Origin of the sequence: Brevundimonas sp., assembly GCF_036659295.1 — a bacterium.
Taxonomy (GTDB): domain Bacteria; phylum Pseudomonadota; class Alphaproteobacteria; order Caulobacterales; family Caulobacteraceae; genus Brevundimonas.
The window spans coordinates 30,709-57,571 of sequence record NZ_JAVXCU010000008.1 but is presented as its reverse complement, the minus strand read 5'-3'; the positions used below and the strand labels follow the sequence as shown (position 1 = coordinate 57,571).

Below are 26,863 nucleotides of genomic sequence, written 5' to 3'. Positions count from 1 at the left end.
GTCGAAGAGATCAAGCGCACCCTGGCCTAGGGTTCGCCGGTCCCTTACGGGAAATGAAACGGGGGCGTGGTGTCGAAAGGCACCGCGCCCTTTTTCATTACTTCTCGCAACGGCCCCGCAGGGGTAGGATTGCGTCGGGGCTGCGTAACGATTTTCGAAGAAGGCGCACATGCGTAAACTAAACAAACTAGCGTCAGTGCTGCTGGTGGGGGCCATGGCCACAGCAACGGCAGCACAGGCCAGTGTGCGCTATCTGGCCTATGATGCCGATAACCGTATCACCCAGTCCCTGACGCGCGGCATTACGCTGGAGGTCGAGCGGGGCATGTTTGGCGCAACCCGCGTCAAGGGCCTGTTCTCGACCAGCAGCCGTGGCTCGGCCCGCTTCGAGAGCGACAATCCTTCGGGTTTGAGCCGTGTCCTGCCCGCCGAAGAGCGCCTCGGCAGCGGTTACAGGGTCCTGCCGGAAGGTGATGGCCGCGCCCTTGCCAACGCCTTGTGTCCGGGCGCGGAAGCGACATGGCTGGTGACGGGCCGTGTGCGCTCGGGCCACCCGCTGACCGTACATGCGGTCGGACGCTGGCAAGACGGCCAGTACCGCCACTGTGTCGAGCTGAGTTACCGCTATCGCGGGGAATGGGCCTCGCTGCCGACAACGATCGGCGAGGGGCCTTCGGACCGCTAACACGCACCGGCGGGCAGAGGACAGGTGTGGCCAAACTGGACTTGGCCGCACAAGAAGATTAGACCGCGCCCTTCGCGTTGGTCAGTCGGTGTCCGATCCCCGACGGCGCGAGACGATAGGAGGCTGGTCGCATGGCCCGCAAACAACACACCCGTAACGCCAGTGGCCCGCAAGGCCCGACCCAGCGCCAGTTGCGCGCGGGCGAGCTGATCCGCCACGCTCTGGTCGATGTGCTGCGTGAAAACGAAATCCACGACGAGACCCTGATGGGGGTTTCGCTGACCGTGACCGAGGTCCGTATGAGCCCGGACCTGCGTCACGCGACGGTATTTGTCGAACCGCTGGGCGCAGGCGTCACAACCGCCGACACGGCCGGTCTGGAAGACGATGTCGCCAAGGCCCTGAACGAGCATTCCAAATTCGTGCGCGGCCTGCTGGGCCGCCGCATCGACATGAAGTACACGCCCGAACTGCGCTTCTTGCACGACAAGAGCTTCAAGACGGCCGACTATATGGACCGTCTGTTTATGGACCCGCGCATTCAGGCCGACCTGCAGCGTACAGACGACGCTCAGGAAGACTGATGGCCCGCCGCAAGAAGGGCGATCTCGTCAACGGTTGGGTATGTCTGGACAAGCCCTACGAGATGGGCTCGACCGAGGCTGTCACCAAGGTACGCCGTCTGTTCAACGCCCAGAAGGCCGGTCATGCGGGGACGCTGGACCCGCTGGCTTCCGGCATCCTGCCGATTGCTCTGGGCGAGGCGACCAAGACGGTGCCTTTTATGATGGAGGCGCAGAAGATTTATCGCTTCGTCATCCATTGGGGCATCTCGACCGACAGTATCGACCGCGAGGGACAGGTCATTGGCCGTTCCGATGTGCGCCCGACCGTTGAACAGGTGAAAGCCGCTCTGCCGCAGTTTGTCGGTGACATCGACCAGGTGCCGCCCATCTTCTCCGCCATCCGTGTGAACGGCGAGCGCGCCTATGATCTGGCCCGCGAAGGTGTTGAAGTTGAACTTCAATCTCGCCGTGTAACCATCCACGAGGCGGCGGTCACCGACGTGCCTGACGAAGACCATGTCGAGATCACCATGCGTACGGGCAAGGGCGTCTATGTCCGCTCGCTGGCGCGTGATCTTGCTGCGGTTCTCGGGGCAGAGGGGCATGTTTCGGTTCTGAGACGCGAGATGGTGGGACCGTTTTGCGTACAGAACGCCGTCACACTGGATTTTCTCGAGGATTTGGCGCATAAGGGCCGCGCCTCGGAAGGCCTACTGCCTGTTGCGACCGCTCTGGACGACATCCCGGATTTGGCCGTGACGGAACAGGAAGCCTTCTCTTTGAGGCAGGGACGTCCCATCGTTCTGCTTCCCGTACAGGTTGAGCAGCTTCAGGACCGGCTTCAAACCGGTTCGACGCTGGTCTCGGCTTTCGAGGGCGAAACGCTGGTGGCGCTCTGCAGCCTCAAGGCCGGTCGGCTAGAACCTGACCGTGTTTTTAACCTCCAATAACGGAGACTACGATGTCGATCACGGCTACCCGTAAAGCTGAAGTCATTGCTGAAAACGCTCGCTCGCAAGGCGACACCGGTTCGGCTGAAGTGCAAGTTGCAATCCTGTCGGTTCGCATTGCCAACCTGACCGAGCACTTCAAGACCCACAAAAAAGACAACCACTCGCGTCGCGGCCTTCTGAAGATGGTCTCGCAGCGTCGTCGTCTGCTCGACCACCTGATCAAGGTAGACAACGCCCGTTACGTGGCGCTGATTGCCAAGCTGGGCCTGCGTCGTTAAGGCGCCCCGGTTGCGGATCGGATAATTCCACGAGGCGCGGGCGGTTTCGTCCGCGCCTCGTTCCGCTTTCTAGTATGCAAGTTTTCCCGAGCGCCGCGGGACGTCACGGCGCAACCGAAGCGGGGGCCGAAATCATGGCCCTTTTCACCATCCGGCGGTGAAGGCATCACCGGATAAAACGGGGACCGAAGGACTGAACGCCCTGAGGCTCCGCACACCCCCGACGGGAATACGCCCGCGGGAGACGAAAGAAGAAATATGTTCGACATCAAACGTAAGACGATCGAGTGGGCAGGCCGCCCGCTGACGCTGGAAACCGGTCGCATCGCCCGTCAGGCTGACGGTGCTGTGCTGGCGACCTACGGCGAGACCGTTGTTCTGGCCACCGTCGTTTATGGCCGTCAGCCGAAGCCGGGTCTCGACTTCTTCCCGCTGACCGTAAACTACCAAGAAAAGACTTTCGCAGCCGGCAAGATCCCGGGTGGCTACTTCAAGCGTGAAGGCCGTCCGTCGGAAAAAGAAACCCTGGTTTCGCGCCTGATCGACCGTCCGATCCGTCCGCTGTTCGTCAAGGGCTTCAAGAACGAGACGCAGGTCGTCATCACCGTTCTGCAGCACGACCTTGAAAACGATCCGGACATCCTGGGCATGGTCGCCGCTTCGGCTGCTCTGACCATTTCGGGTGTACCGTTCATGGGTCCGATCGGCGCCGCTCGCGTTGCCATGATCGACGGTGAGCTGGTTCTGAACCCGACCACCGAACAGACTGCGGTTTCGGACCTCGATCTGGTGGTCGCTGGTACCTCGGACGCTCTGATGATGGTCGAATCCGAAGCCAAGGAGCTTTCGGAAGAGAAGATGCTCGAAGCCCTGATGTTTGCCCATGCGGGCATGCAGCCGGTCATCGACGCCATCATCGAACTGGCCGAGCACGCTGCCAAGGAGCCGTTCGACTTCCAGGCCGAAGACCATTCGGACGTCGTCGCCTCGATCAAGAAACTGGTCGGCGAAGACATCAAGGCTGCCTATGCGCATCCGGGCAAGTACGAGCGTCGCTCGGGCGTTGACGCAGCCAAGAAGAAGGCTGCCGAAGCTCTGCTGAAGACCGAAGAGAACCCGGACGGCGTTGACTCGTCCAAATTCTCGGCGGCCTTCAAGGAATGTGAAGCCGACGTCCTGCGTCGCGACATCATCGAGAACGCACACCGTGTTGACGGCCGCGCTCTGGATAAGGTCCGCGCCATCGTGTCGGAAGTCGGCGTCCTGCCGCGCACCCACGGTTCGTCGCTGTTCACGCGCGGTGAAACTCAAGCTCTGGTCGTTGCCACCCTCGGCACCGGCGAAGACGAGCAGTACATCGACAGCCTGACCGGCACCTACAAAGAAAGCTTCCTGCTGCACTACAACTTCCCGCCATACTCGGTAGGTGAAGCTGGCCGCATGGGCTCGCCGGGTCGCCGCGAAATCGGTCACGGCAAGCTGGCATGGCGCGCCATCCGTCCGATGCTGCCGGCCAAGGAAGACTTCCCGTACACCATCCGTCTGGTGTCCGAGATCACCGAGTCGAACGGCTCGTCCTCGATGGCAACCGTCTGCGGTTCGTCGCTGGCCCTGATGGATGCGGGCGTTCCGCTGATCCGTCCGGTGTCGGGTATCGCCATGGGTCTGATCCTGGAGCCGTCGGGCGAGTTCGCCATTCTGTCGGACATCCTGGGTGACGAAGATCACCTGGGCGACATGGACTTCAAGGTTGCCGGTACGTCGGAAGGCATCACCAGCCTGCAGATGGACATCAAGGTCGCTGGCATCACCAAGGAGATCATGGAGCAGGCCCTGACGCAGGCTTCGGCCGGTCGTCTGCACATCCTCGACGAAATGTCGAAGGCCATGGACGCACCGCGCACCGAGCTGGGCGAGTTCGCTCCGAAGATCGAGTCGATCAAGATCGCTGTCGACAAGATCCGCGAAGTGATCGGTTCGGGCGGCAAGGTCATCCGCGAGATCGTGGAAAAGACCGGCGCCAAGATTGACATCGCCGACGATGGCACGATCAAGATCGCTGCCAACGAACAAGAAAAGATCGAAGCTGCACGCGACTGGATCAACTCCATCGCCGCAGAGCCGGAACTGGGCACCATCTACACCGGTAAGGTTGTGAAGGTTGTCGACTTCGGTGCCTTCGTGAACTTCTTCGGTGCCCGTGACGGTCTGGTTCACGTGTCGCAAATGGCTCTGGAACGCGTTGCCAATCCGGCTGACGTCGTGTCCGAAGGCCAAGAGGTCAAGGTCAAATTCCTCGGCTTCGACGATCGCGGCAAGACCAAGCTGTCGATGAAGGTTGTTGATCAGGCCACGGGTGAAGACCTGACGGACAAGATCAATGCCGAGCGCGCCGAGCGTGGCGAAGGCCCGCTGTCGGAAGACACCGGCGGTCGTCCGAAGCGTGAAGGTGGTGACCGCGATCGCGGCCCGCGCCGTCCGCGTCGCGACTAATATTTAGCCCTCGCGCTGAATAAAGAACCCCGCCGGAGCAATCCGGCGGGGTTTTTCTTTGTGGGTAGCTTCAAGGTGCAGGCTCTAGGCGGAACACTCTGCGGGCTTCTCGTCGGGACCAAAGAAATCGCAACCGCGTTTGATCTCGTCTTGAATCATCATGCAGGGGTTCGCCGCGTTACAGGGCGGGCGCGTGGCGGGGCTAACGGCGATGCAGCGTTCAACCAGCCGTTTGGCGGCAGGATCACCCAGTTCCTCGCGGCAGCTGATCGGCTGTTCCAGCGGCTGGCCCTGCGGTGACAGATCGGGATTGGCGGCTTGCACCGCCACGGTCGCCGCCACAGAGGCCGAGGCGGGCGTTGTGGGGGGAACCACAGGGACGGGCGTGGGATCAGAAGGGGGGCTGGCCGGATTACAGGCCGCCAGGGGCACGATCAGGGCCGCGGCGAGCCACAGGCTACGCATCTTGTAAGCCATACAGTTTCCTCCTTGGGTCATCCTAAGGAAGCTCCGGCGTATGGAGCCGGTTCCGAAAAAAGTGAATGCGGGGCCAAAGAAGCCGGCCCCGCATTCTGGTCTATCAGGCCGCAGCGACTGCCGCTTTTTGCAGCTCGAACAACTCGACACAGCCCTTTTCGGCCAAGGCGAACAACTGGTCGAACTCGCCGCGCGAGAAGCCGCGCTTTTCGCCGGTCGCTTGGATCTCGACAATGTTGCCATCGCCGGTCAGCACATAGTTGCTGTCGGCCTCGGCGGTGGAATCCTCGTCGTAATCAAGGTCCAGAACGGCGACGTCATTGAAGATACCGCACGATACTGCGGCCACCTGATCGACGATCGGGTTTTCGCTGATGACCCCCTTTTCGACCAGACCCTTCACGGCGATGGCCAGAGCCACATAGGCACCGGTGATCGAGGCGGTGCGGGTGCCGCCATCGGCCTGAATGACGTCACAGTCGATGACAATCTGGCGCTCACCCAGTTTTTCCAGATCCACCACGGCGCGCAAGGAGCGGCCGATCAGGCGCTGGATTTCCTGCGTGCGGCCCGACTGCTTGCCGGCGGCGGCCTCGCGGCGACCACGGGTATGGGTGGCGCGCGGCAGCATGCCGTATTCAGCCGTCACCCAGCCCTTGCCGGAATTACGCATCCAGCCGGGGACTTTTTCATCGACCGAGGCGGTGACCAGCACCTTGGTATGGCCAAAGCTGACCATGCACGAGCCTTCGGCATAGCGGGTGACGCCGGTTTCCAGCGTCACATGACGCATCTGGTCGGGGGTGCGCTCGGATGGACGCATGGGGAGCCTCGAAGATTGCAGTTATAGGGATGCAGCGCCTTGCGCGGCGGTGATGCCTGCTTATCCTGAATAAGAAGGGGCGCGTCCATGCCGCCCGCGCATTTGTGCGCATTGTTTCAACCGTGGTGCCTTGCCCATGAGCCTGCTTTACCCGTCTGCGGGTCTTGCCACCCTTGATACCCGCGCCCGCGATATCTTCCGGCGTGTGGTTGAAACCTATCTGGAAACGGGCGAGCCGGTGGGGTCGCACGCGATCCAGAAGGCAGGGGTGCAACTGTCTTCGGCCTCGATCCGCAACACCATGCAGCAGCTGACACTGGCGGGGCTTCTGGCTTCGCCGCATACGTCTGCGGGCCGTGCGCCGACCCATGCGGGGCTTCGCCTGTTTGTCGATGGTCTTCTGGAAGTGGGTGATATCGGTCAGGAGGAACGGCGCGAAATCGATACCCGTCTGGCTGGAATGGGCCACAGCCACGGTGCCAATGTCGAAGAAGCTTTGGAGACGGCATCGTCTCTGCTGTCTGGCTTGGCGGGCGGGGCAGGGATTGTCGCCTCGCCGGTACGCGAGGCGGGCGTGCGCCATGTCGAGTTTGTCGCGCTGGGCAGCGATCAGGCGCTGGCGGTTCTGGTGGCCGATGACGGCACGGTGGAAAACCGCCTGATGCCGCTTAGCGCCGGTGTAACCCCCTCGACCCTTCAGGAAGCCTCCAATTTTCTGAACCATCGGCTGAAGGGACGCTCCTTGGTCGATGCCCGTCAGGAAATGCGTACCGAGGTGGATACGGCGCGCCGTGATCTGGACGAGGCCGCAGCCCGTCTGGTGGAGCAGGGTCTGGCCGCATGGACCGGTGCCGGGGAGCGCGACCGCAGTTTGATCGTGCGCGGGCGCGGCAATCTGCTTCAGGATGCCCGTGCCAGCGAAGATCTGGAACGGGTGCGTGTCCTGTTCGACGATCTGGAGCAAAAAGAGCAGCTTATCGGCCTGCTGGACGATGTCGGCGAGGCGCAGGGCGTACGCATCTATATCGGTGCGGAAACAAGACTATTTTCATTATCGGGTTCCGCAGTGATCGCGGCACCCTATATGTCGGGCAGACAGCGTGTCCTTGGCGCGATAGGCGTGATAGGACCCGCACGACTGAACTATGCCCGTGTCATTCCGTTGGTGGACTATACCGCCAGGGTGCTCGGGCGGATTCTGGACGGACAGGAAACGTGACGGATCATAACGAAGAGACCCGGGACCAACTCGAGCAGGACATCAACGAAGCTGCTGATGCTGTCGAGATGGCCAATGACGAAGGTATGGAAGTTGTTGATGCCCTGATTGCCGAGCGCGACCAGTGGCGCGACCGCGCCCTGCGCGCGACGGCAGAGGTTGAAAACACCAAGCGCCGTGCCGAAACCCAGGCCAATGATGCCCGCGCCTATGCGATCCAGCGCTTTGCCAAGGATCTGCTGGGCGTTGCCGACAACCTCGAGCGTGCCTTGCAGGCTGCGCCCAAGGAAACGGACGGTGCAACCGCCAGTCTGGTGACCGGTCTGGAACTGGTACAGAAATCGCTGCTGACGGCCTTCGAGAACAATAACCTTGTGCGCGTGGCCCCCGAGGCCGGCGAGGTGTTCGACCCGCACCTGCATCAGGCCATGATGGAACAGCCTTCGGACACAGTGCCGGGCGGTTCGGTCATCATGACCCTGCAGCCGGGCTATGCCCTGTTTGGCCGCACTGTTCGTGCCGCCATGGTGGTTGTGGCCGCCAAGGGTTCGGGTGCGGGCTATACGGGCGGTTCCAACCGCACCGGCGAGAACCTCGACGAAAAAGCCTGAGGCTTTCGGCGTCTGGATTAAGAAAGGCCCGCTGTCCTTACCGGATGCGGGCCTTTTTGACGTCAGAGCCAGCGTTTGAAATGGCTGAGCATCATCTGCTGGCCCGCTTCGGCGGCCTGCTTGCGATACATGGGCCGGTAATCGGCGTGGAAGCCGTGCGGGGCCCCCTCGAACAGGGTGATGTGGCTATCGGTCTGGCCCGCCTCGCCCAAGGCATCATTCATGGCCCGCACCGTATTATTGGGAATGCCGCCGTCCTGATCGCCATAAAGACCGATGACGGGTGATTTCAGATCACCGGCCAGATCAATCGGCCATGGCCGACCACCCTCAACCTGCGCCTCGGTGGCCGTGGCGGCGGGGCTTAGGCGGCCATACCAGGCTACACCGGCCTTGATGGGCGCAAAGCGGGCGGCAGCTTGCCACACCACCTTGCCACCCCAGCAAAAGCCGGTAATGCCGACCTTGGAACTGTCGGCAAAAGGCTGTGTCGCCAGCCAGTCCAGACTGGCCTGGATGTCACCCATGACCTGTTCGTACCCAGCCTGTGCGACAATGGCCATGACGGCCTGCATGTCCGACAGCGGTGCGGGATCACCCGCGCGCACGAAAAAGGCGGGCGCGATGGCGACATAGCCCGCATGGGCCAGTCTGCGGCAGGTGTCGCGGATATATTCGTGGATGCCGAAAATCTCCGACACCACGATCACAACAGGGTAGGGGCCATTTCCGGCGGGCCGCGCCACATAGGCGGGAAGCGCAAAACCCTCTGCCGAAGGATAGGACACTTGCGATGTGACCAGACCTTCGTCCGTGGTGTGGATCGGGCTGACGTCCTGACCCAGCGCGGCGGGGGCATAGGCGGCAAAGCTGGCCCCTGCGGCCACCAGTACGCCCAGACTGCGGCGGCTGGGCCGGATCTGGTCGGGGCTTAAACCTTCGGGGCCGGTGATGATGGTCATGGTGGTGTCCTCCCTGCAGCCTCCAGTGTGAACACGAAGCGCAGGACACGGCAAACCCTATTGCGCCACCCGCATCGTCAGGTTGATCCGCCCGCCACGCGGCAGCAGTTGTGACGTACCGTCGAGAATACGGTCGATCCCGTGACGAGCCAGTCGCGCCTTGCCGCCCAGCACGCAGACATCCCCCGAAGACAGTTTGACGGTACGACTGGGGCCATCACCGGCAGGCGCGTAACGGAAGATCGCACTGTCCCCCAGCGAGATTGACAAGACGGGCGCAGAAAAATCCGCTTCGTCCTTGTCCTGATGCAGACCCATTCTGGCCTCGGCATCATAGAAATTAATCAAACAGGCATCGGGGAGGCGTGGGTGGTTTGCCGTCGCGCGCCAGATATCCAGCAAAAGCGCGGGCAGTGGGGGCCATGGCTGGTTCGTTTGCGGGTGCAGGGGCTGATACCGGTAGCCGTTCTTGTCGGAGACCCAGCCCAAAGGCCCCCAATTGCTCATCCTGACCGAAAAAGGTCGCCCGCCGGGCGTGACCGGCCGATACAGGGGCGCGAGCCGGACGGCTTGTCGTACATGATCAACGATTTGTTTTTGCTGCTCTAATGTCAACAATTCCGGCCACAATAAAAACCCGTCCAGTCCGGTCGGCACGGGCGCAGGCGGGGATGGAAAATCAGCCATACAGGCCTTATAGCCCGCCTCAACGGTGTGTGCGCGGCCTGTGTGGACCCGCCGCTATGCCGGACAAGTCACATAAATCGCAATCAGTGTGCAACAAGCCCTTGCAGCGGCTAGGGACTTTCCCATATCCGATCACGAAAGGGGTGGTTCCAGCTACGGTTTCTGTTCTCAGAACTGTTGATGGAAGCGCCCTGACCCAATCACCCGCCAATCCGGACTTGCCGGAGCGGCGTCTCTAGCCCAATGGGGGCGGTCACGCGCGGCGCTTTATCAAGGCCGCCGCATCGCCCGCCGCAAGGAGTGTAAAACAAGGCCATGGCCAAGATTATCGGCATCGACCTCGGTACCACCAACTCGTGCGTCGCCGTCATGGACGGCAGCAACCCGAAGGTTATCGAAAACGCTGAAGGCGCCCGTACCACCCCGTCGGTGGTCGCGATTCAGGACAGCGGCGAAGTTCTGGTGGGTCAGCCCGCCAAGCGTCAGGCTGTCACCAACCCGTCGAACACCTTCTTTGCTATCAAGCGCCTGATCGGCCGCACCTTCGCTGACCCCGTGGTCGCCAAGGACAAGAAGATGGTGCCTTTCGAAATCACGAAGGGCCCGAACGGCGACGCCTGGGTCAAGGCCCACGGCAAGGACTACTCGCCGCAACAGATTTCGGCCTACACGCTGATTAAGATGAAGGAAGCCGCCGAGGCTTATCTGGGTGAAACCGTCACCCAGGCCGTCATCACCGTTCCGGCCTATTTCAACGACGCCCAGCGTCAGGCCACCAAGGATGCAGGCAAGGTTGCCGGCCTTGAAGTCCTGCGCATCATCAACGAGCCGACCGCAGCCGCTCTGGCCTATGGTCTGGACAAGAACGAAGGTCAGAAGATCGCCGTTTACGACCTCGGCGGTGGTACCTTCGACGTCTCGATCCTCGAGATCGGCGATGGCGTCTTTGAAGTGAAGTCGACCAATGGCGACACCTTCCTCGGCGGTGAAGACTTCGACATGCGTCTGGTCGATTACCTCGCCGACGAATTCAAAAAGGAACAGGGCGTCGACCTGCGCGGCGACAAGCTGGCCCTGCAGCGCCTGAAAGAAGAGGCCGAAAAGGCCAAGAAGGAACTGTCCTCGACTACCCAGTACGAGGTCAACCTTCCGTTCATCACCATGAACGCTTCGGGCCCGCTGCACCTGAACATCAAGCTGTCGCGTGCCAAGCTGGAAGCCCTGGTCGAAGACCTGGTCGCCCGCACCATCGAGCCGTGCAAAAAGGCTCTGGCCGATGCTGGCCTGAAGGCTTCGGACATCGACGAAGTCGTTCTGGTCGGTGGTATGACCCGCATGCCTGCCGTGCAGGAAGCGGTGAAGAAATACTTCGGCAAGGAACCGCACAAGGGTGTGAACCCTGACGAGGTTGTGGCTCTGGGTGCGGCTGTTCAAGCGGGCGTTCTGCAAGGCGACGTCAAGGACGTGCTGCTGCTGGACGTGACCCCGCTGACGCTGGGCATCGAGACTCTGGGTGGCGTGTTCACCCCGCTGATCGAGCGCAACACCACGATCCCGACCAAGAAGGCGCAGGTCTTCTCGACCGCCGAAGACAACCAGTCGGCTGTGACGATCCGCGTGTTCCAGGGCGAACGCCCGATGGCTTCGGACAACAAGATCCTTGGCCAGTTCGACCTGATGGGCATTCCGCCCGCACCGCGCGGCATGCCGCAGATCGAGGTCGCTTTCGACATCGACGCCAACGGCATCGTGCACGTCACGGCCAAGGACAAGGCGTCGAACAAGGAGCACTCGATCCGTATTCAGGCCAATGGCGGTCTGTCGGATGCGGACATCGAGCAGATGGTCAAGGAAGCCGAGGCTAACGCCGCAGCCGACAAGGCCCGCAAGGAACTGGTGGAAGCCGTCAACTCGGCCGACGCTCTGGTCCACTCGACCGAGAAAGCTCTGGCCGAACACGGTGACAAGGTGGACGAAGCCACCAAGACCACCATCCAGACCGCTGTCGACGAGCTGAAGTCGGCCAAGGAAGGCACCGATCCGGAAGCCATCCGCGAGAAGACCAATGCTCTGTCGCAGGCTGCGATGAAGCTGGGCGAGGCCATGTATGCCTCGCAACAGGCTGATGCTGGCGCTGCCGAACAACCGGCAGATGACGGCGTGGTCGATGCCGAGTTCGAGGAAGTTTCTTCGGTCGACGACGACAAGAAGTCCTAAGTCAGGGCTTTAGAACATGAAGCGGCCCCGTTTGCCTGACGGCAGGCGGGGCCATTTCATAAGACTTGCATCACAGGCTCCGGCTTCCAATGTCAGTCGGGTCATCCGCGTTGTTAAGGTTTTTGATTTTACCTGCAACGTGGCGGGAAAAGGTAAGAGGACGAACGCCACATGGCGCAACGTGACTATTACGAGATCCTGGGCGTCGAGCGGACGATTGATGCCGCCGGCCTCAAGGTTGCGTATCGCAAACTGGCTATGCAGCACCACCCAGACCGCAACGGCGGCTCCGAGGAATCTGTGGCGCTGTTCAAAGAACTTTCCGAAGCCTATTCGGTGCTGTCGGATGACGACAAGCGCGCCGCCTATGACCGTTTCGGCCATGCCGGTGTGAACGGTGGTGCCGGTGGCGGCAACCCGTTTGGCCAAGGCGGCGGCCAGGGCTTCCACGATATCAACGACATCTTCAGTCAGGTCTTTGGCGACGCGTTCGGCGATGCCTTTGGCGGACGCGGCGGTGGCCGTGCCAACCATGGCCCGCGCCGTGGCTCGGACCTGCGCTATGACATGGAGATCACGCTCGAGCAGGCCTATCAGGGCGCCGAGCTGGAAATCGCTGTCCCGACCACACTGAGCTGCGAACCGTGCGACGGTTCCGGTGCCAAGGCGGGCAGCAAGCCGACCATCTGCTCCACCTGTGGTGGCGCTGGTCGTGTGCGTCAGGCCAACGGCTTCTTCCAGGTCGAACGGACCTGCCCGCGCTGTGGCGGTTCGGGCGAGATGATTTCCGATCCTTGCCCCGAATGCCGTGGTCAGGGTCAGGTGCGCCGCACCCGCCGCCTGTCGCTCAAGATTCCGGCCGGCGTCGATGACGGCTCGCGTATCCGCCTGACGGGCGAAGGCGAGGCCGGACAACGCGGCGGCCCGCGTGGCGACCTCTATGTGTTTATTTCCGTCAAGAGCCACGAACTGTTCGAGCGCGACAATCTGGACCTGCTGGTCACTGTGCCCGTGCCGATGACCGTGGCGGCTCTGGGTGGCGCGATCGAGGCCCCGTGCCTAGTCTCGACCTCGTGTGACGGGGCATGCCGACAGTCCGTAGAGGTCCCTGCCGGATCGCAGACGGGCAAGACCGTCCGCATCAAGGGCAAGGGCATGCCGCACCTGAACGGCCGCACCCGCGGTGATCTGGTGGTGGAACTGTTCGTCGAAACCCCGACCGATCTGACCGCGCGCCAGAAGGAACTGCTGCAAGAGCTGTCAGATTCTCTGGGCGAGAAACAAACCCCGCGTAACACCAGCTTTGCTGGCAAGGCCAAACGCTTCTGGGCCGATATGATGGGCGGCGAGACAGACGGTTCGAAAGAAGACGCGGCGTGACTGAAATTTTCCACGCCGGTATTTCCGGCTATCGCGGTCGCATGGGTCGTGCGGTCTCCAATGTTCTGGATGCCCGTTCTGATGTGGTGGTCGCGGCCCGCTTTGACCGTGGCGATGCCGTCGATCTGCATCTGTGCGATGTGATTATCGACTTCTCGACTCCGGAATCCTCGGTGGCACTGGCCAAGGCCTGCGCCGCCGCCGGTGGTCCGGCTCTGGTGATCGGTTCGACCGGTCTCAGCGTCGAACAGGAAGCCGAGCTTGAACAGGCCGCCGAGAAGATTGCCATCGTCAAGAGCGGCAATTTCTCGCTGGGCGTGAACATGCTGATCGGTCTGGTGCGCAATGCCGCCCAGCGTCTGGATGGCACGGACTGGGATATCGAGATCACCGAGGCCCATCACCGCCGCAAGGTGGACAGCCCCTCGGGCACCGCCCTGATGCTGGGCGAGGCCGCAGCCGAGGGCCGTCATGTGGATCTGGTCGATGTGCGCACCAAACCCTATGACGGCGTCCAAGACCCGCGCGAGGCCGGCAATATCGGGTTTTCCGTCATTCGTGGCGGCGGTATTATCGGCGAGCATTCGGTGATGTTTGCTTCCGATGACGAAGTGCTGACCCTGTCGCATTCGGCCATTGATCGCAGCCTGTTTGCCAAGGGCGCGGTCGCGGCAGCGGCGTGGGTGCGTTCGCGTCCCGCCGGTCTTTACGACATGCAGGATGTTCTGGGTTTCCGTCAGGCCTGATCCGGCCTAAGCCCAGAGCATGATCCGCCAGACCCGCCCGCAGGGCACCAGTTACGGCATGATGCTGAGAGTGTTTTCCGCTCTCAGTTTTTCATTGATGACCGCCTCTATGAAATGGGCGGCCGATCTGGAACCTGTGTCTGCAGGCGAGATGGTCTTCTACCGCTCCCTGTTCGGGCTGCCGGTGGTTATTTTGTGGATCATGAGCAAAGGCACCGGTCTTGATGCGATCAAGACCAAACGCCCCATGGTTCATGTCTGGCGCTGTGCGTTGGGTGTGTCGGGCATCTTTTTGATCTTCGAGGGCCTGCGCCATCTGACGCTGGCCGATGCCATCACCATCGGCTTTACCGCGCCGATCTTTGCCACCCTGTTGTCGATCGTTTTCCTCAAGGAAAAGGTCGGACATCACCGCTGGGCCGCCATTGCGCTGGGTTTCCTCGGTGTGGTGGTGGTGATGCGACCGGGGCTGGAGGGCGCACCGCCACTGGGCGGCCTGCTGTTCGCGCTGGGTGGAGCCTTTATCGCAGCCTCCGTCACCGTGACCTTGCGCCAGTTGGGCAAGACCGAGAGCGTGACCTCGATAGTGTTCTGGTTCTTTGTCGCCTGCGCGTTGGCGGGCGGTATCTATTCACTGTTCGACAGCCACAGCCATACGCTGACCGTCTTTGCCATTCTGGCCATGGGAGGACTTGCAGGGGGGGTGGCGCAACTGCTGATGACCACGTCCCTGCAACATGCGCCGGTATCGGTGCTGGCCCCGCTGGACTATCTGCAAATGGGCGGAGCGCTGGTGCTGGGCTGGGTGATGATGAGCGACGTGCCCACCTTTGCCACCCTGTGCGGCGCGGCCCTGATCGCGGCCAGCGGTCTTTATACGGCGTGGCGCGAGCGGGTGCTGCGGCGCGAGATTACACCGCCAGCCCCCACATCCAGCGTCTAGGCCTTATCGGCCGGTAGAGCCAAAGCCGCCTTCACCACGCTCCGTCTCGTCCAGAGAGGACACGACGGAAATCACAGCCTGTTCGTGACGGGCAATGACCATCTGGGCGATACGCTCGCCGCGCTTGATCTCGAAAGCCTGCTGGCCGTGATTGATCAGGATAACGCCCAGTTCGCCGCGATAGTCGCTGTCGATGGTGCCGGGCGAGTTCAGCGTGGTGATGCCGTGCTTCAGCGCCAGACCCGAACGCGGCCGTACCTGCGCCTCGAAACCCTGTTCCAGCGCGATCTTCAGGCCGGTCGGCACCAGCGCCCGTGCACCGGGTTGCAAGGTCAGCACCTCGTCCTCGCCAATGGCCGCCCGCAGGTCCATTCCGGCCGACCCCGGTGTTTCATAGGCTGGCATGGCCAGACCTTCGGCATGGGGCAGGGGCGAGATACGCAAGGTGGTCATTACGGATGGGCCTTGAAATGGCGGGTGATATGTTGGGCGAGGCGACGGGCAATATCGCGCTTGGACTGGCGTTCCCAGCTTTCGGCACTGTCGCGGGTAAACAGGATGACGGCATTGGCATCAGAGCCGAAAACATCCTGACTGACATCATTGCCGACGATCCAGTCACATCCCTTGCGCGACAGCTTGGCGCGGGCATTAGCCTCGAGGTCCGAGGTTTCGGCAGCAAATCCGATCACCAGTTTGGGACGCAACGGACCCGATTTGGACACGGCGGCCAGAATGTCGGGGTTCTCGATCAGATGCAGGGCAGGGGCCCCGCCGGGCGCCTTCTTGATCTTTCCGGTGGCGACATTGTCGACGCGCCAGTCGGCCACGGCGGCGCTCATAATGGCGACATCGACGCTGTGGGCGGCCATTTCGGCCTCGACCGCCGCCTGCATCTCGGTGGCCGCCTCGACATTGATACGGCGCACACCCTGCGGGGCATCCAGAAACACAGGGCCGGACACCAGGGTCACCTCGGCTCCCAGATCGGCCAGCGCCTGGGCAATGGCATAGCCCTGTTTGCCGCTGGACCGGTTGGTCAGCCCGCGCACCGGATCAATGGCCTCAAAGGTGGGGCCTGCCGTAATCACCACCTTGCGTCCCGACAGCGGGCGCGCAGCAGGGTCCAGTTCGGCGGCAATGGCTTTGAAAATCGCTTCGGGTTCGGCCATGCGGCCAAGTCCGAACTCGTCGCACGCCATGATACCCTCGTCGGGACCGACAAAGGCGGCGCGCTGGAAGCCGGTAAAGCTTTTGAGCGTTGCGACATTGGCCTGAACCGCAGGATGTTCCCACATGCGCACATTCATGGCGGGGGCCCACAGGGTCTTCTTGTCGGTGGCCAAAAGGGTGGTCGAGGCCAGATCGTCGGCCATCCCGTTGGCGGCCTTGGCAATCAGTCCGGCTGTGGCAGGGGCCACCACAACCAGATCGGCCCAGCGCGACAGTTCGATATGGCCCATGGCCGTCTCGTCCTCGGGCATGAACAGGTCTTGCCGCACCGGATGGCCGCTGAGGGCCGCCAGCGTCATGGGGGTGACAAACTCGGCACCCGCACGGGTCAGCACGGTCATCACCTCGCCGCCTGACTTGGTGATCAGGCGGATCAGTTCCAGCGATTTATAGGCCGCAATACCGCCGCCAATAATCAACAGAATCCGGCGACCGGACAGGGAGGGGCCGATAAGGGAGGTCTGGCTCATAAGCACAGGTTTATCCGGCAATGATGACCGCGTCGAGACGTCGCTAATGCCACAAGCGTTGCCATAAAGAACGATGTGCGCTTATTGAATATCAACGTTATCCAAATGGAGGCTTGGATGAAAAAGCGCACAGGATTGCTTTTGGCGCTCATGGCGGGTCTGGCCGCCTGCGACAATGGCGGCTCGGCGGTGCAAACCCGTCCGCGTGAACAGTCTCAAGCTGCACCCGCGCAGGCTCTATCCCCGCAACCGGCGGCGAGCCTGCCCCTTGAAAGCAGCGGGCCACCCGTTCAGGCCGCAGGTGTCCTGACCTCAAACCGCCGCGAGAGCGCAGATGCCAAGGCGATACGCCTGTTCGAACGCAATGGACCTGACTTCGCGGCCACCAGTGCCGAGGATTATCTGGCCAAGGCCAAGGCCTTTACCAGCCGCCCGCCAGCCGATGCCGAAAAGGTCTCGCGGCCCAATGGCGATGTGCTGATCTATCAGGCGCGCACCAACACCTTTGCCGTTGTGGACAAGCGCGGCGTGGTGCGAACCATGTTCAAGCCGTCCAGCGGTGGCGACTACTGGGCCCGCCAGAAATCCGGTGCCTCCGGCTTTGGCGGTTAGGCGGCGCTAAAGCTCAGCGGCGCACCCCAGAACTGGGCGATCAGGTCCGACTGCGGGCCGGGCTGGCCGGTGGTCAGGAAATCGCGGCGCTGGCTGTTACCCAGATCATATTCCGGATGGCGGTCGAAATAGCGTTCCAGCGCATCGGCCACAGCCTTGGGCTGGCTGATGACCTGCACACCGTCGGGCAGGGCCCCGGCAAACAGGTCGGCGACGATTTCATAATGGGTGCAGCCCAAGATCGCCTTGTCAGGGTGGCGGCCGATGCGGCGGCGCAGGGCATCGACATGGTCGCGCACAACCACGCGCAGCTCGTCTTCCGGCGCACCCAGCTCGATCAGGCCCGCCAGACCCGGACATGCCTCGGTAAAGACGGCCAAATCCTCGCGGCGCTTGTCGATTTCGATTTCATAGACACGGCTCATGGCCGTCGCGGCGGTGCAGAACACGCCGGTGATATCGATAGATTCTTTTTTGTGGCCTTCCAGACGGCCTTCGCGCTCGGCTTCAAAAGACCAGGGCAGGCCGGTGGCCGCTTCGATGGTCGGCACGATAATGCCCAGCACGTTCAGCGGGCGGCCCATTTCCTTGGAAAAGGCCGGAATCCACGTCTGTTGCAAACGGCGCAGGGCAATGGCCGAGGCGGTATTGCACGCCAGCACCACAACCGAGGCCCCCGCACGGAACAGGGTCTCGCAACCCGCGCGCGTCAGGTTGACGATATCCTCGCCATCACGCCCGCCATACGGGGCGTGGGCCTGATCGCCCAGATAGATGAAATCACGCTCTGGAAAGCGCGAAACAAGTTCACGGTGAACGGTCAAACCGCCCACGCCGGAGTCAAAAACGCCTATCGCCATATGCGGCCTTTAGCCCTCAAGGGTTTCGCCGTCCATCACTTCGCATTACACCAAGGCCGGAAACACCAGAGTTGCATGCAACATTGGTGACGGATTTATCAGGTTGGGAGTGACCGGATGCATAGACGCCATCTTCTTATCGGGGGCGCGAGCCTGTTTGCACTGAGCGGCTGTGCCGCAACGGGTGCTGATCTGGGTGGGGTGATGAACACCGTGACCACAGCTAACGAAGCCGCCATTGCCCGCGCGGTTCTGCCGGCGACGGCCCCTAAGGCCGAACTGCTGCAGGTCTGGACCGGCCCGTATGAAGGCGTTCCGCCGTGGGACAAGGTCACCGCGCCTAAGCTGCGCGAAGCCATCCTCGAGGCCATAGACCTGCGCCGCGCCGAAATCAACGCCATCGCCAACAACCCCGAGCCGGCGACCTTCGCCAATACCTCGGTCGCCATGCAGATGGCCGGCGAGCCGCTGGGCCGCTCCATGGCCCTGTTCGGTGTGATGACCTCGAACATCGGTTCGGCCGAGTTCCGCACGCTGGAGCGCGAAATGTCGCCGCTGCTGTCGGCGGCCAGCGACGAGACCACCTTTAACGAAGCCCTGTTCGCCCGCATCAAGCATGTGGCCGATACGGCGGCGGCTGCCGGTCTTAGCGCCGAGCAAACCCGCATCGCTGAGCGTTCGCGCGACGCCTTTGTGCGTAACGGCGCGGCTCTGAACGCAGCGGGCAAGGCCGAGCTGGGCCAGATCAACACGGCCCTGTCCAACGCCTTCACCACCTTCGGCCAAAAGGTCGTCGAAGACGAAAAGACCTGGATCCACGTCACCAACGAAGCCGAAATGGCGGGTCTGTCGACGGGCGACAAGGCTGCGGCTGCGGCGGCTGCTCGCGCTAACAACCTGACCGGTTGGGCCATCACCAACACCCGTTCCAGCGTCGATCCGTTCCTGGCGTTTGGTGATAACCGCGCCATGCGCGAAAAAGTCTGGCGCGCCTTCGTCAACCGTGGCGACAATGGCGATGCCAATGACACCAATGCGACAATCGCCCAGATCGTCGCCCTGCGTCAGCAACGCGCCAAGCTGCTCGGCTTTGTGAACCATGCCGAATGGCGCATGCAGGACACCATGGCCAAGACCCCTGCGGCGGCTATGGAGCTGATGAACCGCGTCTGGGCTCCGGCCAAGGCCCGCGTGGTCGAAGAAGTCGCCGACATGAAGGCAATCGCCGGTCACGACATCGAGCCGTGGGACTATCTGTACTATGCAGAGAAGGTCCGTAAGGCCAAGTACGACCTCGACCAGAACGAGCTGAAAAACTACCTCGTGCTGGGCAATGTGAAGCAGGGTGCCTTCTACATGGCCGAGCGCCTGTACGGCTTCACCTTCCACAAGATCACCGACGGTTCGGTGCCGGTCTTCCATCCGGACGTCGAAGTGTTCGAAGTGCGCAACAAGTCGGACGGTTCGAGCGTCGGCCTGTTCTATTCGGATGACTTCGCCCGTTCGGGCAAGCGCTCGGGCGCATGGGCCACCAGCTATCGTGGCTATTCGACCTATGACGGCGTGAAGAATGTTCTGGCCTCGAACAACAACAACTTCATCAAGGCGCCGAACGGTGCCCTGCTGATCTCGCTGGACGATGCCGAGACCCTGTTCCACGAGTTCGGTCACGCCCTGCACTCGCTGTCGTCGCAGGTTAAGTATCCGGCTCTGGCCGGTACGCCGCGCGACTATGTCGAGTACCCGTCGCAGGTTCACGAGCACTGGGTGCTGACCCGTCCGATCATCGACCGCTTCCTCAAGCACGTCGAAACCGGCCAGCCGATGCCGCAGGAACTGGTGGCCAAGGTCGAAGCCGCTGCAACCTTCAACCAGGGCTATACGACGGTGTCCTACCTGTCGTCGGCACTGGTCGATATGGACCTGCACACCCAGACCACCCCGCCGACCGATATCGACGCCTTCGAGCGTGACTCCCTGGCCCGCTACGGCATGCCCAAGGAGATCGTGATGCGTCACCGTCTGCCGCAGTTCAACCACCTGTTCACTTCGGACGCCTATTCGGCGGGCTATTACTCCTACCTGTGGTCGGAAGTGATGGACGCCGATACCTGGGCCTATTTCGAAGAGTCCGGCGACGTGTTCAATCCGGACATCGGTGCCCGCTACAAGGCCATCATCCTGGCCGAAGGCAACACCACGGACCGCGCCGAAGCCTATCGTCGCTTCCGTGGCCGCAACCCGGACGTGGCCGCCCTGCTGAAGGTACGCGGCTTCCCAACCAACTAAGGTCGGGAACAGAAAAGCGAACGGAGGCCTTGCGGCTTCCGGTCCAGCGGCTGGCGGATTTCTCCGCCAGCCGTTTCTGTTTTCGGAACGGTGGCGTATGCAGGATAACGGGCGCAGTCCGTGGGGTTCGTGAGGAGGGGCGTGTGAGCGTTGTTGCTGCCTATGTGTACCGCGATGGCAAACGGGTGCGCGAAGCCTCGCTGACGCGCGAAGGGCTGACGCTGGCCAAGGGCGAGTTCCTGTGGATCGGCCTTTACGAACCCACCGACGAAGAGTTTTCAGCCCTCGTCGAACGCTTTGGCCTGCACCCTCTGGCGGTCGAGGATGCGCTGATGGCGCACCAGATTCCCAAGCTGGAAGTCTATGGCAGCGAGTTGTTCATCGTGGCCCGCACTGCCGAAGGCAAGGGCGACCAGATCCTGTATGGCGAGACGCACCTGTTTGTCGGTGCGGACCACGTCATCACCATTCGCCACGGCTCGGCACGCGGCCATACGCCCTTGCGCGCACAACTTGAGGCCTCGCCGGTCCAGTTGCGACACGGGCCCGACCTGATCGTGCATGGCGTGCTGGATTTCATCGTCGACGCCTATATGCCGATCATCGATGCCATCGAGGACAGTGTTCTGGAAATGGAGCAGGTGGCGCTGGACCGCTTCCTGTCGCGGGCCGACATTACCCGCCTGTTCCACCTGCGCCGCCAACTGGTGCGCTTCAGCCGCCTGCTGGGGCCGATGGAGGACGTCGCCACCAAGCTGCATGTGCTGGAGCTTCCGCCCATCGACAAGGATGTACGGCCCTATTTCCGTGATGTGGCCGACCATGTACGGCGGGTTTCCAGCCGTGCGGCGGGTCTGCGCGACATTGTCTCTTCGGTGTTCGAGGTCTCCAACCTGCTGGAGCAGCAGCGTCAGGGTGTCATCACGCGCAAACTGGCCGCATGGGCGGCGATCCTCGCCACCCCCACCGCCATTGCCGGTATTTACGGCATGAATTTCGCGCACATGCCCGAACTGGAATGGAGCTTCGGCTATCCGTTCGCGCTGGCCCTGATGGTCGTCATTTGCGGCGGGCTTTATGCGCTGTTCAAACGCTCGCGCTGGCTCTGATCGCAGCGCGGGTTTTCGTAGGCCCCGTATGGTTTTTTCGTCCACAGGGATTCGACATTTGCTTTCGATTAGGCCATAAGCACCCTCTTCCGGCGCAAGTGAACCTCGCGTCTCCACCTACACGTCAGCTTTATAGCAGAGTGTGCCACTGTTCTTGGTGCCCCTAATCGGGCTCAAGTAGGCCGACCGGCCGGTAGCCCTCTCAATAAAGAACGAGGTAGGCGAGAACCCTCTGTCGACGTGTTACGTCCACAGAGGCCGTTGTCGTATGGAGCCGATCTTCACGACCGCCACGGATTTGAGGTTTTGAATGTTTGATGCTCTGAACGAGCGGCTGACAGGTGTATTTGACCGGATTACCGGTCGCGGTGCGCTGTCCGCTAAAGATGTCGAAGAGGCCCTGCGCGAAGTTCGCGTGGCCCTGCTCGAAGCCGACGTCGCTCTGCCGGTCGTCAAGGACTTCATCAGCCGCGCCAAGGAACAGGCGACGGGCGAGGAAGTCATCCGTTCGGTGAAGCCCGCCGATCAGGTCATCAAGATCGTCTATGACGGCCTCGTTGACATGCTGGGCGGCGAAGAGCCGGTCCCGCTGAATATCAATGCCACCCCGCCTGCGGTCATCCTGATGGCCGGTCTGCAAGGCTCGGGTAAGACCACCACCTCGGCCAAGCTGGCCCTGCGTCTGACCAAGTTCGACCGCAAAAAGGTGATGATGGCGTCGCTGGACACCCGTCGTCCGGCCGCTATGGAACAGCTGGCCACGCTGGGCCAGCAGATCGAGGTTGCGACCCTGCCGATCGTGGCGGGCGAAAGCGCTGTCCAGATCACGCGCCGCGCCCTGCAATCGGCCAAGCTTCAGGGCTTTGATGTCCTGATCCTCGACACCGCCGGTCGCATCACGCTCGACGAAGGCCTGATGAACGAAGTCGCCGAAGTGGCCGACATCGCCAAGCCGGTCGAAACGCTTCTGGTTGCCGACAGCCTGACCGGTCAGGACGCCGTTCGCACGGCGGCTGCCTTTAACGAGCGCCTGCCGCTGACGGGTCTGATCCTGACCCGCGCCGACGGTGACGGTCGTGGCGGTGCCATGCTGTCCATGCGCGCCGTTACCGGTCTGCCGATCAAATATCTCGGTGCCGGTGAAAAAGTCGACGCGCTTGATGCCTTTGATGCCCGCCGCGTGGCCGGTCGTATCCTCGGTCAGGGCGACATTGTTGCGCTGGTCGAAAAAGCCGCTGGCGAACTGGACCAGGCCAAGGCCGAGAAGATGGCCCGCAAGCTGGCCAAGGGCCAGTTTGATCTGGACGATCTCGCCGGCCAGCTGAACCAGATGAAGAAGATGGGCGGTCTGCAGGGCATTATGGGTCTGCTTCCGGGTGTCGCCAAGCTGAAGAACCAGATGGCCGACAACAATGTCTCGGACAAGCTGATCGATCGCCAGCTGGCCCTCATCTCGTCGATGACCAAGCAAGAGCGCAAAAAACCCGACCTGCTGAATGCCAGCCGTAAAAAGCGCATCGCGGCCGGCGCCGGTGTCGACGTGCAGGACATCAACCGTCTGCTGAAACAGCACCGCCAGATGTCCGACATGGTCAAGTCGCTGTCCAAGGGCGGTGGCAAGAACCTGCAGAAAATGGCGGCCATGATGGGCGGACTGCCCGGCATGGGCGGCGGTGGCCCCGACATGACCCGACTGAAATCCCTGGGCGGCGGCAAGATGGCCGAGCCTAGCGGTGACGAATTGAAAGCCCTTCAGGACCGCATGGCGGGTCTGGGCGGCGGACAACTTCCCGGGGGGCTTCCGGGCCTGCCGGGCTTCCCCAAAAAATAACGATCAAGCTTTCCTAGAAAGAGACTTAAAATGCTGAAGATCCGTCTGGCCCGTGGTGGCTCCAAGAAGCGTCCTTACTACTACATCGTCGTTGCTGACGCCCGTGCACCGCGCGACGGCAAGTTCCTCGAGCGCGTTGGCACCTACAACCCGATGCTGCCGAAGGACGGCGCGACCCCGCGCGTGACCCTGAAGGTCGAACGCATCAGCGAATGGCTGGTCAAGGGCGCTCAGCCGACCGACCGCGTCGCTCGCTTCCTGTCGCAAAACGAAGTGCTTGGCGAAAAGGTCAAGTGGGTCCAGGGCAACAACCCGAACAAGGGTACCCCGGGCAAGAAGGCTCAAGAACGCGTCGCTGAACGCGCTCAACGCGAAGCTGACCGTGCAGAAGCTGAAGCTGCTGCCAAGGCTGATGCAGAAGCTGCTGCCGCTGCCGCCGCTGCTGCTCCGGCCGCTGAAGAAGCACCGGTTGAAGCCGCTGCTGAAGAAGCAACCGAGGCCTAAGTCTTTCACAGGTCAAACCCTGTGCTTGAAGGAAGGCAGCGTCCGCAAGGGCGCTGCTTTTCTGCTATCAGGGACCAAGCAGAGAAGGAGCCCGACTTGAGCGACGACAACTATATTCTGGTGGCCCAGATCGGTGGCGCCTTCGGTGTGAAGGGCGAGGTGAAGATCACCGCCTATACCGCCGACGCACAGGCTTTGAAGGCCTATTCCCCGCTGCTGGATGCCAAGGGTCATCCGGCGCTGACCATTCTGTCGGCACGTCCCGACAAACATGGTCTGGTGGCCAAGGTCAAAGAGCTGACGACCAAGGAAGAGGCCGACGCCGCCCGTGGCCGCAAGCTCTATATCCACCGCGACCAGCTTCCGGAACCGGACGAGGACGAGTTCTACCTGACCGATCTGGTCGGCCTCGAAGGCCGCGATGCCGATGACAAGGTGCTGGGCAAGGTCAAGTCCGTCCAGAATTTCGGCGCCGACGACATGCTGGAAATCACCCCGGCCGAGGGTGGCCCGACCTGGTATCTGCCGTTCACCAAGGCCGCCACGCCGGAGATCAAAGTCTCCGAGGGCTGGCTGCGGATTATTCCCCCGAACGAGACCAGCGAACGCGACGAAGACTAAATAAAAAAAGGGGCGGTGGATGTGATCCACCGCCCCTTTTTCTGTTCTGTTACCGGTGGCTCAGACTTCTTCGATCGGAGCGTCGCCGACGTGTTTCTTGATCGATTCAATCGCGCGCTTGGCACCGGACTTGTCCGAATAACCCTCGGTCGAGAAGATGATCTCGGAATTGTATTTGAAACGGACGCGGAACTCGCCCGCCTTGTCCTGATAGACTTCAAACTTGTGAGCCATAGTCGCCTCGCTGACTGAACCGTGATTGGTCAAATGCCAAGCTGCCATGCGTCTGCAAAGGGCGAAAGCCTGTAAATGTAAAAGCGCAAGGCGGGCCTAGTTCCGGCGCAGCACCAGTAGGGCAGCAAAACCGGCAACAAGCCCCCAGAAGGCCGACCCCACGCCGAACAGAGCCAAACCCGAGGCCGTGGCCACAAAGGTCAGGATTGCGGCCTCGCGGCCCTTCTCGTGGGTAAAGACGGTGATCAGGGCCCCCGTCAGCGGGGCGATCAGAGCAAGGCCCGTAATGCTGGCCAGAATATGCGGCGGCATATCCATGAACAACTGCGCCAGCGGCGGTATAAAGGCGGCCACACACAGATAGAGCAGGCCATATATCACCCCGACCTTCCAGCGCTGGGCGGCATCGGGATGCGCATCGGCATCGGTACAGATGGCGGCGGTGATCGCGGCCAGATTGACCCCGTGCGCCCCAAAAGGGGCCATCAGGGTGCTGGTCAGCCCCCCCCAGAAGATCAGCCTATTGGCGGGCGGCGCGTAACCGGCATTTTTCAAAACCACCAGACCGGGCAGGTTCTGCGAGGCCAGTGTCACCAGATAAAGCGGCACAGCCAGCCCGATGGCTGCCTTCCAGTCCAGATGCGGCATGGTCGGGTCAAGACGGGTAAACAGGCCATTGTCCAGCGGCAGGGCCAGTTGTCCACGAACGGCCAGAACCGTAAAGGCAACGACCAGAACCGCAGGCACGGCCCAGACCGGAGCCAGCCGCCGAAAGCCCAGAAATACCGCCACCAGACTGGCGATCAGAACCATATCCAGCGGCAAGGCCTGAAACAGTTTCAGACAGAAGGGCAGCAAAACGCCCGCCAGCATGCCCGCCGCAATACCGGACGGAATGCGTCCCGCCAGCCGTCCAAGCACGGGGATCAGGCCCGTCAGCACCATCATCAGACCGGCCAGCACAAAGGCCCCCACGGCGGTCGCCCAGTCATAACCGGCGGTGGTTGCGGCCAACAGCGCCGCACCGGGCGTGGACCATGCCAGCACGACAGGCATCTTCAGTCGCCAGCTGAGCACCGCTCCTGTCGCACCAATGCCGATGGCCAGTGCTGCCAGCATTGAGATAATCTGCGACGGGCTGGCCCCGAGCGCCTGTCCCGCCTGAACGACAAGCGCGACCGTCCCTCCAAAACCGATAATGGTTGCCACCAGAGCGGCAGAAAACGAGGCTGGCGGTGGCAGATGTGACGATCTCATCCTTAAGGCTTAGGCTGAGAACGCAGATGCTGAAAGAGGAGGCTGCGTTTAAACCCGCAGCAAGACACGATGTTTGACCATACAGGGATTATTGTATCCGACCTGACGGCAGCACGACGTTTTTACGATGCGGTCGCCGAGGCGCTGGGCCTGCAGACGCATAGCAACTCAGCGGAATCGTTTTTGCTGGGCCACAGTGCCGAACAGCCCATTCCCTATCTGTGGATCGGCACGACGCGCCCGTCCTACTGGGTCGAGGGATCAAGGGCGGGCCTGAACCAGAGCCACATTGCCTTTATGGCGCGTGACAAGGCGATGGTTGATCGCTTTTTTGCCGCTGCGCTTGCGGCAGGCGGGCGCGACCACGGCGCACCCGGCCCCCGCGAAGGGGCGGGGGACTATTACGGAGCCTTTGTGCTGGACCCCGACGGCAACAATATCGAAGCCTGCTGCCGCGGAGTCTCAGCACAAACGAAGGCTTAGCCTTCCATATCGTCCGGCAGGCCCACAGCGTGGAAGCCCGCATCGACGTGAACCACTTCACCCGTGGTGGAGCGCCCCAGATCCGAGCACAGCCACAGGGCCGCACCGGCGACGCCCTCCATCGAGGTCTCTTCCTTGATCAGCGAGAACTGTGCCGACTTGGAGTGCAGACCACGACCGCCGGAGATACCGGCCAGCGACAGGGTGCGCATGGCACCGGCCGAGATGGCGTTGACGCGGATGTTCTTGGGGCCGAGATCGCGGGCGATGTAGCGGGTGGCGGCTTCCAGACCGGCCTTGGCCACACCCATGGTGTTGTA

Annotated in this window: 28 protein-coding genes; 18 read left to right on the top strand and 10 right to left on the bottom strand. The window is 62.0% G+C overall.

Going from position 1 to position 26,863, the window contains the following annotated elements:
• Positions 1–169 precede the first annotated feature (169 nt).
• From RSB01_RS03230 to pnp, 5 genes are all read left to right on the top strand, one after another.
• Positions 170–685 carry a hypothetical protein gene (locus tag RSB01_RS03230; RefSeq protein ID WP_332589818.1) on the top strand — a complete coding sequence of 172 codons (516 nt, stop codon included), beginning with the start codon at positions 170–172 and terminating at the stop codon, positions 683–685.
• A 131-nt stretch (positions 686–816) separates the two neighbouring features.
• Positions 817–1,269 (top strand): 30S ribosome-binding factor RbfA, encoded by a 453-nt coding sequence (rbfA, locus tag RSB01_RS03225; protein ID WP_332589817.1) that lies wholly within the window; start codon positions 817–819, stop codon positions 1,267–1,269.
• A complete protein-coding gene (gene truB, locus RSB01_RS03220) occupies positions 1,269–2,201 on the top strand; it encodes a tRNA pseudouridine(55) synthase TruB (protein WP_332589816.1) in 933 nt (310 codons plus the stop codon). Before rbfA ends, truB begins: the two co-directional genes overlap by 1 nt.
• A gap of 11 nt (positions 2,202–2,212) precedes the next feature.
• Positions 2,213–2,482: a 30S ribosomal protein S15 gene (gene rpsO, locus RSB01_RS03215; RefSeq protein WP_332589815.1), complete on the top strand. Its 270-nt coding sequence runs from the start codon at positions 2,213–2,215 to the stop codon at positions 2,480–2,482.
• A gap of 258 nt (positions 2,483–2,740) precedes the next feature.
• Positions 2,741–4,975: a polyribonucleotide nucleotidyltransferase gene (gene pnp / locus RSB01_RS03210; protein WP_332589814.1), complete on the top strand. Its 2,235-nt coding sequence runs from the start codon at positions 2,741–2,743 to the stop codon at positions 4,973–4,975.
• A gap of 84 nt (positions 4,976–5,059) precedes the next feature.
• On the opposite strand, the gene RSB01_RS03205 is transcribed toward pnp, so the two are convergent.
• Both RSB01_RS03205 and rph read right to left on the bottom strand, forming a co-directional pair.
• Positions 5,060–5,452, bottom strand: coding sequence for a hypothetical protein (locus tag RSB01_RS03205; RefSeq protein ID WP_332589813.1), 393 nt, complete (start codon positions 5,450–5,452; stop codon positions 5,060–5,062).
• A 103-nt stretch (positions 5,453–5,555) separates the two neighbouring features.
• The gene (gene rph / locus RSB01_RS03200; protein WP_332589812.1) at positions 5,556–6,275 is read right to left on the bottom strand and encodes a ribonuclease PH; all 720 of its coding nucleotides are present in this window, start codon (positions 6,273–6,275) and stop codon (positions 5,556–5,558) included.
• A 136-nt stretch (positions 6,276–6,411) separates the two neighbouring features.
• Between rph and hrcA the strand changes: the two genes are divergently transcribed.
• Positions 6,412–7,494, top strand: a complete 1,083-nt coding sequence (hrcA, locus tag RSB01_RS03195; RefSeq protein ID WP_332589811.1) for a heat-inducible transcriptional repressor HrcA — start codon at positions 6,412–6,414, stop codon at positions 7,492–7,494.
• Positions 7,491–8,105, top strand: a complete 615-nt coding sequence (grpE, locus tag RSB01_RS03190; RefSeq protein WP_332589810.1) for a nucleotide exchange factor GrpE — start codon at positions 7,491–7,493, stop codon at positions 8,103–8,105. Before hrcA ends, grpE begins: the two co-directional genes overlap by 4 nt.
• A 62-nt stretch (positions 8,106–8,167) precedes the next feature.
• Here the strand turns inward: grpE and RSB01_RS03185 are convergent, their stop codons facing one another.
• Both RSB01_RS03185 and RSB01_RS03180 read right to left on the bottom strand, forming a co-directional pair.
• Complete coding sequence (locus tag RSB01_RS03185; RefSeq protein ID WP_332589809.1) at positions 8,168–9,067, bottom strand: dienelactone hydrolase family protein; 900 nt, start codon at positions 9,065–9,067, stop codon at positions 8,168–8,170.
• 57 nt (positions 9,068–9,124) lie between these two features.
• A complete protein-coding gene (locus tag RSB01_RS03180) occupies positions 9,125–9,754 on the bottom strand; it encodes an alpha-ketoglutarate-dependent dioxygenase AlkB (protein ID WP_332589808.1) in 630 nt (209 codons plus the stop codon).
• A gap of 315 nt (positions 9,755–10,069) precedes the next feature.
• Here RSB01_RS03180 and dnaK point away from each other — a divergent pair, with 315 nt between their 5' ends.
• From dnaK to RSB01_RS03160, 4 genes are all read left to right on the top strand, one after another.
• Positions 10,070–11,971 carry a molecular chaperone DnaK gene (gene dnaK / locus RSB01_RS03175; RefSeq protein ID WP_332589807.1) on the top strand — a complete coding sequence of 634 codons (1,902 nt, stop codon included), beginning with the start codon at positions 10,070–10,072 and terminating at the stop codon, positions 11,969–11,971.
• 171 nt (positions 11,972–12,142) lie between these two features.
• Complete coding sequence (dnaJ, locus tag RSB01_RS03170) at positions 12,143–13,351, top strand: molecular chaperone DnaJ (protein WP_332589806.1); 1,209 nt, start codon at positions 12,143–12,145, stop codon at positions 13,349–13,351.
• On the top strand, positions 13,348–14,097 hold the full coding sequence (gene dapB, locus RSB01_RS03165) for a 4-hydroxy-tetrahydrodipicolinate reductase (protein WP_332589805.1): 750 nt from the start codon (positions 13,348–13,350) through the stop codon (positions 14,095–14,097). Before dnaJ ends, dapB begins: the two co-directional genes overlap by 4 nt.
• A 19-nt stretch (positions 14,098–14,116) precedes the next feature.
• Positions 14,117–15,040: a DMT family transporter gene (locus RSB01_RS03160; RefSeq protein ID WP_332589804.1), complete on the top strand. Its 924-nt coding sequence runs from the start codon at positions 14,117–14,119 to the stop codon at positions 15,038–15,040.
• A 3-nt stretch (positions 15,041–15,043) separates the two neighbouring features.
• Here the strand turns inward: RSB01_RS03160 and dut are convergent, their stop codons facing one another.
• Positions 15,044–15,493: a dUTP diphosphatase gene (dut, locus tag RSB01_RS03155; protein ID WP_332589803.1), complete on the bottom strand. Its 450-nt coding sequence runs from the start codon at positions 15,491–15,493 to the stop codon at positions 15,044–15,046.
• The gene (gene coaBC, locus RSB01_RS03150; RefSeq protein WP_332619383.1) at positions 15,493–16,743 is read right to left on the bottom strand and encodes a bifunctional phosphopantothenoylcysteine decarboxylase/phosphopantothenate--cysteine ligase CoaBC; all 1,251 of its coding nucleotides are present in this window, start codon (positions 16,741–16,743) and stop codon (positions 15,493–15,495) included. The genes dut and coaBC overlap by 1 nt, the downstream gene beginning before the upstream one ends.
• 117 nt (positions 16,744–16,860) lie before the next feature.
• On the opposite strand from coaBC, the gene RSB01_RS03145 reads away from it, so the two are divergent.
• Positions 16,861–17,355 carry an S-type pyocin family protein gene (locus tag RSB01_RS03145; RefSeq protein WP_332591638.1) on the top strand — a complete coding sequence of 165 codons (495 nt, stop codon included), beginning with the start codon at positions 16,861–16,863 and terminating at the stop codon, positions 17,353–17,355.
• Here RSB01_RS03145 and RSB01_RS03140 read toward each other — a convergent pair.
• The gene (locus RSB01_RS03140; RefSeq protein WP_332591639.1) at positions 17,352–18,215 is read right to left on the bottom strand and encodes a glutamate racemase; all 864 of its coding nucleotides are present in this window, start codon (positions 18,213–18,215) and stop codon (positions 17,352–17,354) included. The genes RSB01_RS03145 and RSB01_RS03140 overlap by 4 nt on opposite strands.
• Before the next feature lie 117 nt (positions 18,216–18,332).
• On the opposite strand from RSB01_RS03140, the gene RSB01_RS03135 reads away from it, so the two are divergent.
• From RSB01_RS03135 to rimM, 5 genes are all read left to right on the top strand, one after another.
• Positions 18,333–20,504: a M3 family metallopeptidase gene (locus RSB01_RS03135; RefSeq protein WP_332591640.1), complete on the top strand. Its 2,172-nt coding sequence runs from the start codon at positions 18,333–18,335 to the stop codon at positions 20,502–20,504.
• A 143-nt stretch (positions 20,505–20,647) separates the two neighbouring features.
• A complete protein-coding gene (locus RSB01_RS03130; protein ID WP_332619382.1) occupies positions 20,648–21,613 on the top strand; it encodes a magnesium and cobalt transport protein CorA in 966 nt (321 codons plus the stop codon).
• Positions 21,614–21,923: 310 nt separating this feature from the next.
• Entirely contained in the window at positions 21,924–23,444 is a 1,521-nt protein-coding gene (gene ffh, locus RSB01_RS03125; protein ID WP_332591465.1) for a signal recognition particle protein, read from the top strand.
• A gap of 30 nt (positions 23,445–23,474) precedes the next feature.
• Positions 23,475–23,948: a 30S ribosomal protein S16 gene (rpsP, locus tag RSB01_RS03120; RefSeq protein ID WP_332591466.1), complete on the top strand. Its 474-nt coding sequence runs from the start codon at positions 23,475–23,477 to the stop codon at positions 23,946–23,948.
• 96 nt (positions 23,949–24,044) lie between these two features.
• Positions 24,045–24,569 (top strand): ribosome maturation factor RimM, encoded by a 525-nt coding sequence (rimM, locus tag RSB01_RS03115; RefSeq protein ID WP_332591467.1) that lies wholly within the window; start codon positions 24,045–24,047, stop codon positions 24,567–24,569.
• Positions 24,570–24,629: 60 nt separating this feature from the next.
• Here rimM and RSB01_RS03110 read toward each other — a convergent pair whose 3' ends face one another.
• On the bottom strand, positions 24,630–24,803 hold the full coding sequence (locus tag RSB01_RS03110; RefSeq protein ID WP_121481893.1) for a DUF1508 domain-containing protein: 174 nt from the start codon (positions 24,801–24,803) through the stop codon (positions 24,630–24,632).
• 96 nt (positions 24,804–24,899) lie between these two features.
• Positions 24,900–26,060, bottom strand: a complete 1,161-nt coding sequence (locus RSB01_RS03105; protein ID WP_332591468.1) for a benzoate/H(+) symporter BenE family transporter — start codon at positions 26,058–26,060, stop codon at positions 24,900–24,902.
• 69 nt (positions 26,061–26,129) lie between these two features.
• On the opposite strand from RSB01_RS03105, the gene RSB01_RS03100 reads away from it, so the two are divergent.
• Positions 26,130–26,543, top strand: coding sequence for a VOC family protein (locus tag RSB01_RS03100; RefSeq protein ID WP_332591469.1), 414 nt, complete (start codon positions 26,130–26,132; stop codon positions 26,541–26,543).
• On the opposite strand, the gene RSB01_RS03095 is transcribed toward RSB01_RS03100, so the two are convergent.
• On the bottom strand, positions 26,540–26,863 hold a 324-nt coding region (locus RSB01_RS03095), incomplete at its 5' end, for an SDR family oxidoreductase (protein WP_332625068.1). The two genes, RSB01_RS03100 and RSB01_RS03095, sit on opposite strands and share 4 nt — an antisense overlap.

Bases quoted from the DNA above. Each gene is read 5' to 3' on its own strand.
- RSB01_RS03230 (WP_332589818.1), top strand. From the start codon at position 170: ATGCGTAAACTAAACAAACTAGCGTCAGTGCTGCTGGTGGGGGCCATG.
- rbfA (WP_332589817.1), top strand. From the start codon at position 817: ATGGCCCGCAAACAACACACCCGTAACGCCAGTGGCCCGCAAGGCCCG.
- truB (WP_332589816.1), top strand. From the start codon at position 1,269: ATGGCCCGCCGCAAGAAGGGCGATCTCGTCAACGGTTGGGTATGTCTG.
- rpsO (WP_332589815.1), top strand. From the start codon at position 2,213: ATGTCGATCACGGCTACCCGTAAAGCTGAAGTCATTGCTGAAAACGCT.
- pnp (WP_332589814.1), top strand. From the start codon at position 2,741: ATGTTCGACATCAAACGTAAGACGATCGAGTGGGCAGGCCGCCCGCTG.
- RSB01_RS03205 (WP_332589813.1), bottom strand. From the start codon at position 5,452: ATGGCTTACAAGATGCGTAGCCTGTGGCTCGCCGCGGCCCTGATCGTG.
- rph (WP_332589812.1), bottom strand. From the start codon at position 6,275: ATGCGTCCATCCGAGCGCACCCCCGACCAGATGCGTCATGTGACGCTG.
- hrcA (WP_332589811.1), top strand. From the start codon at position 6,412: ATGAGCCTGCTTTACCCGTCTGCGGGTCTTGCCACCCTTGATACCCGC.
- RSB01_RS03185 (WP_332589809.1), bottom strand. From the start codon at position 9,067: ATGACCATCATCACCGGCCCCGAAGGTTTAAGCCCCGACCAGATCCGG.
- RSB01_RS03180 (WP_332589808.1), bottom strand. From the start codon at position 9,754: ATGGCTGATTTTCCATCCCCGCCTGCGCCCGTGCCGACCGGACTGGAC.
- dnaK (WP_332589807.1), top strand. From the start codon at position 10,070: ATGGCCAAGATTATCGGCATCGACCTCGGTACCACCAACTCGTGCGTC.
- dnaJ (WP_332589806.1), top strand. From the start codon at position 12,143: ATGGCGCAACGTGACTATTACGAGATCCTGGGCGTCGAGCGGACGATT.
- RSB01_RS03160 (WP_332589804.1), top strand. From the start codon at position 14,117: ATGATCCGCCAGACCCGCCCGCAGGGCACCAGTTACGGCATGATGCTG.
- dut (WP_332589803.1), bottom strand. From the start codon at position 15,493: ATGACCACCTTGCGTATCTCGCCCCTGCCCCATGCCGAAGGTCTGGCC.
- coaBC (WP_332619383.1), bottom strand. From the start codon at position 16,743: ATGAGCCAGACCTCCCTTATCGGCCCCTCCCTGTCCGGTCGCCGGATT.
- RSB01_RS03145 (WP_332591638.1), top strand. From the start codon at position 16,861: ATGAAAAAGCGCACAGGATTGCTTTTGGCGCTCATGGCGGGTCTGGCC.
- RSB01_RS03140 (WP_332591639.1), bottom strand. From the start codon at position 18,215: ATGGCGATAGGCGTTTTTGACTCCGGCGTGGGCGGTTTGACCGTTCAC.
- RSB01_RS03135 (WP_332591640.1), top strand. From the start codon at position 18,333: ATGCATAGACGCCATCTTCTTATCGGGGGCGCGAGCCTGTTTGCACTG.
- ffh (WP_332591465.1), top strand. From the start codon at position 21,924: ATGTTTGATGCTCTGAACGAGCGGCTGACAGGTGTATTTGACCGGATT.
- rpsP (WP_332591466.1), top strand. From the start codon at position 23,475: ATGCTGAAGATCCGTCTGGCCCGTGGTGGCTCCAAGAAGCGTCCTTAC.
- RSB01_RS03110 (WP_121481893.1), bottom strand. From the start codon at position 24,803: ATGGCTCACAAGTTTGAAGTCTATCAGGACAAGGCGGGCGAGTTCCGC.
- RSB01_RS03105 (WP_332591468.1), bottom strand. From the start codon at position 26,060: ATGAGATCGTCACATCTGCCACCGCCAGCCTCGTTTTCTGCCGCTCTG.
- RSB01_RS03100 (WP_332591469.1), top strand. From the start codon at position 26,130: ATGTTTGACCATACAGGGATTATTGTATCCGACCTGACGGCAGCACGA.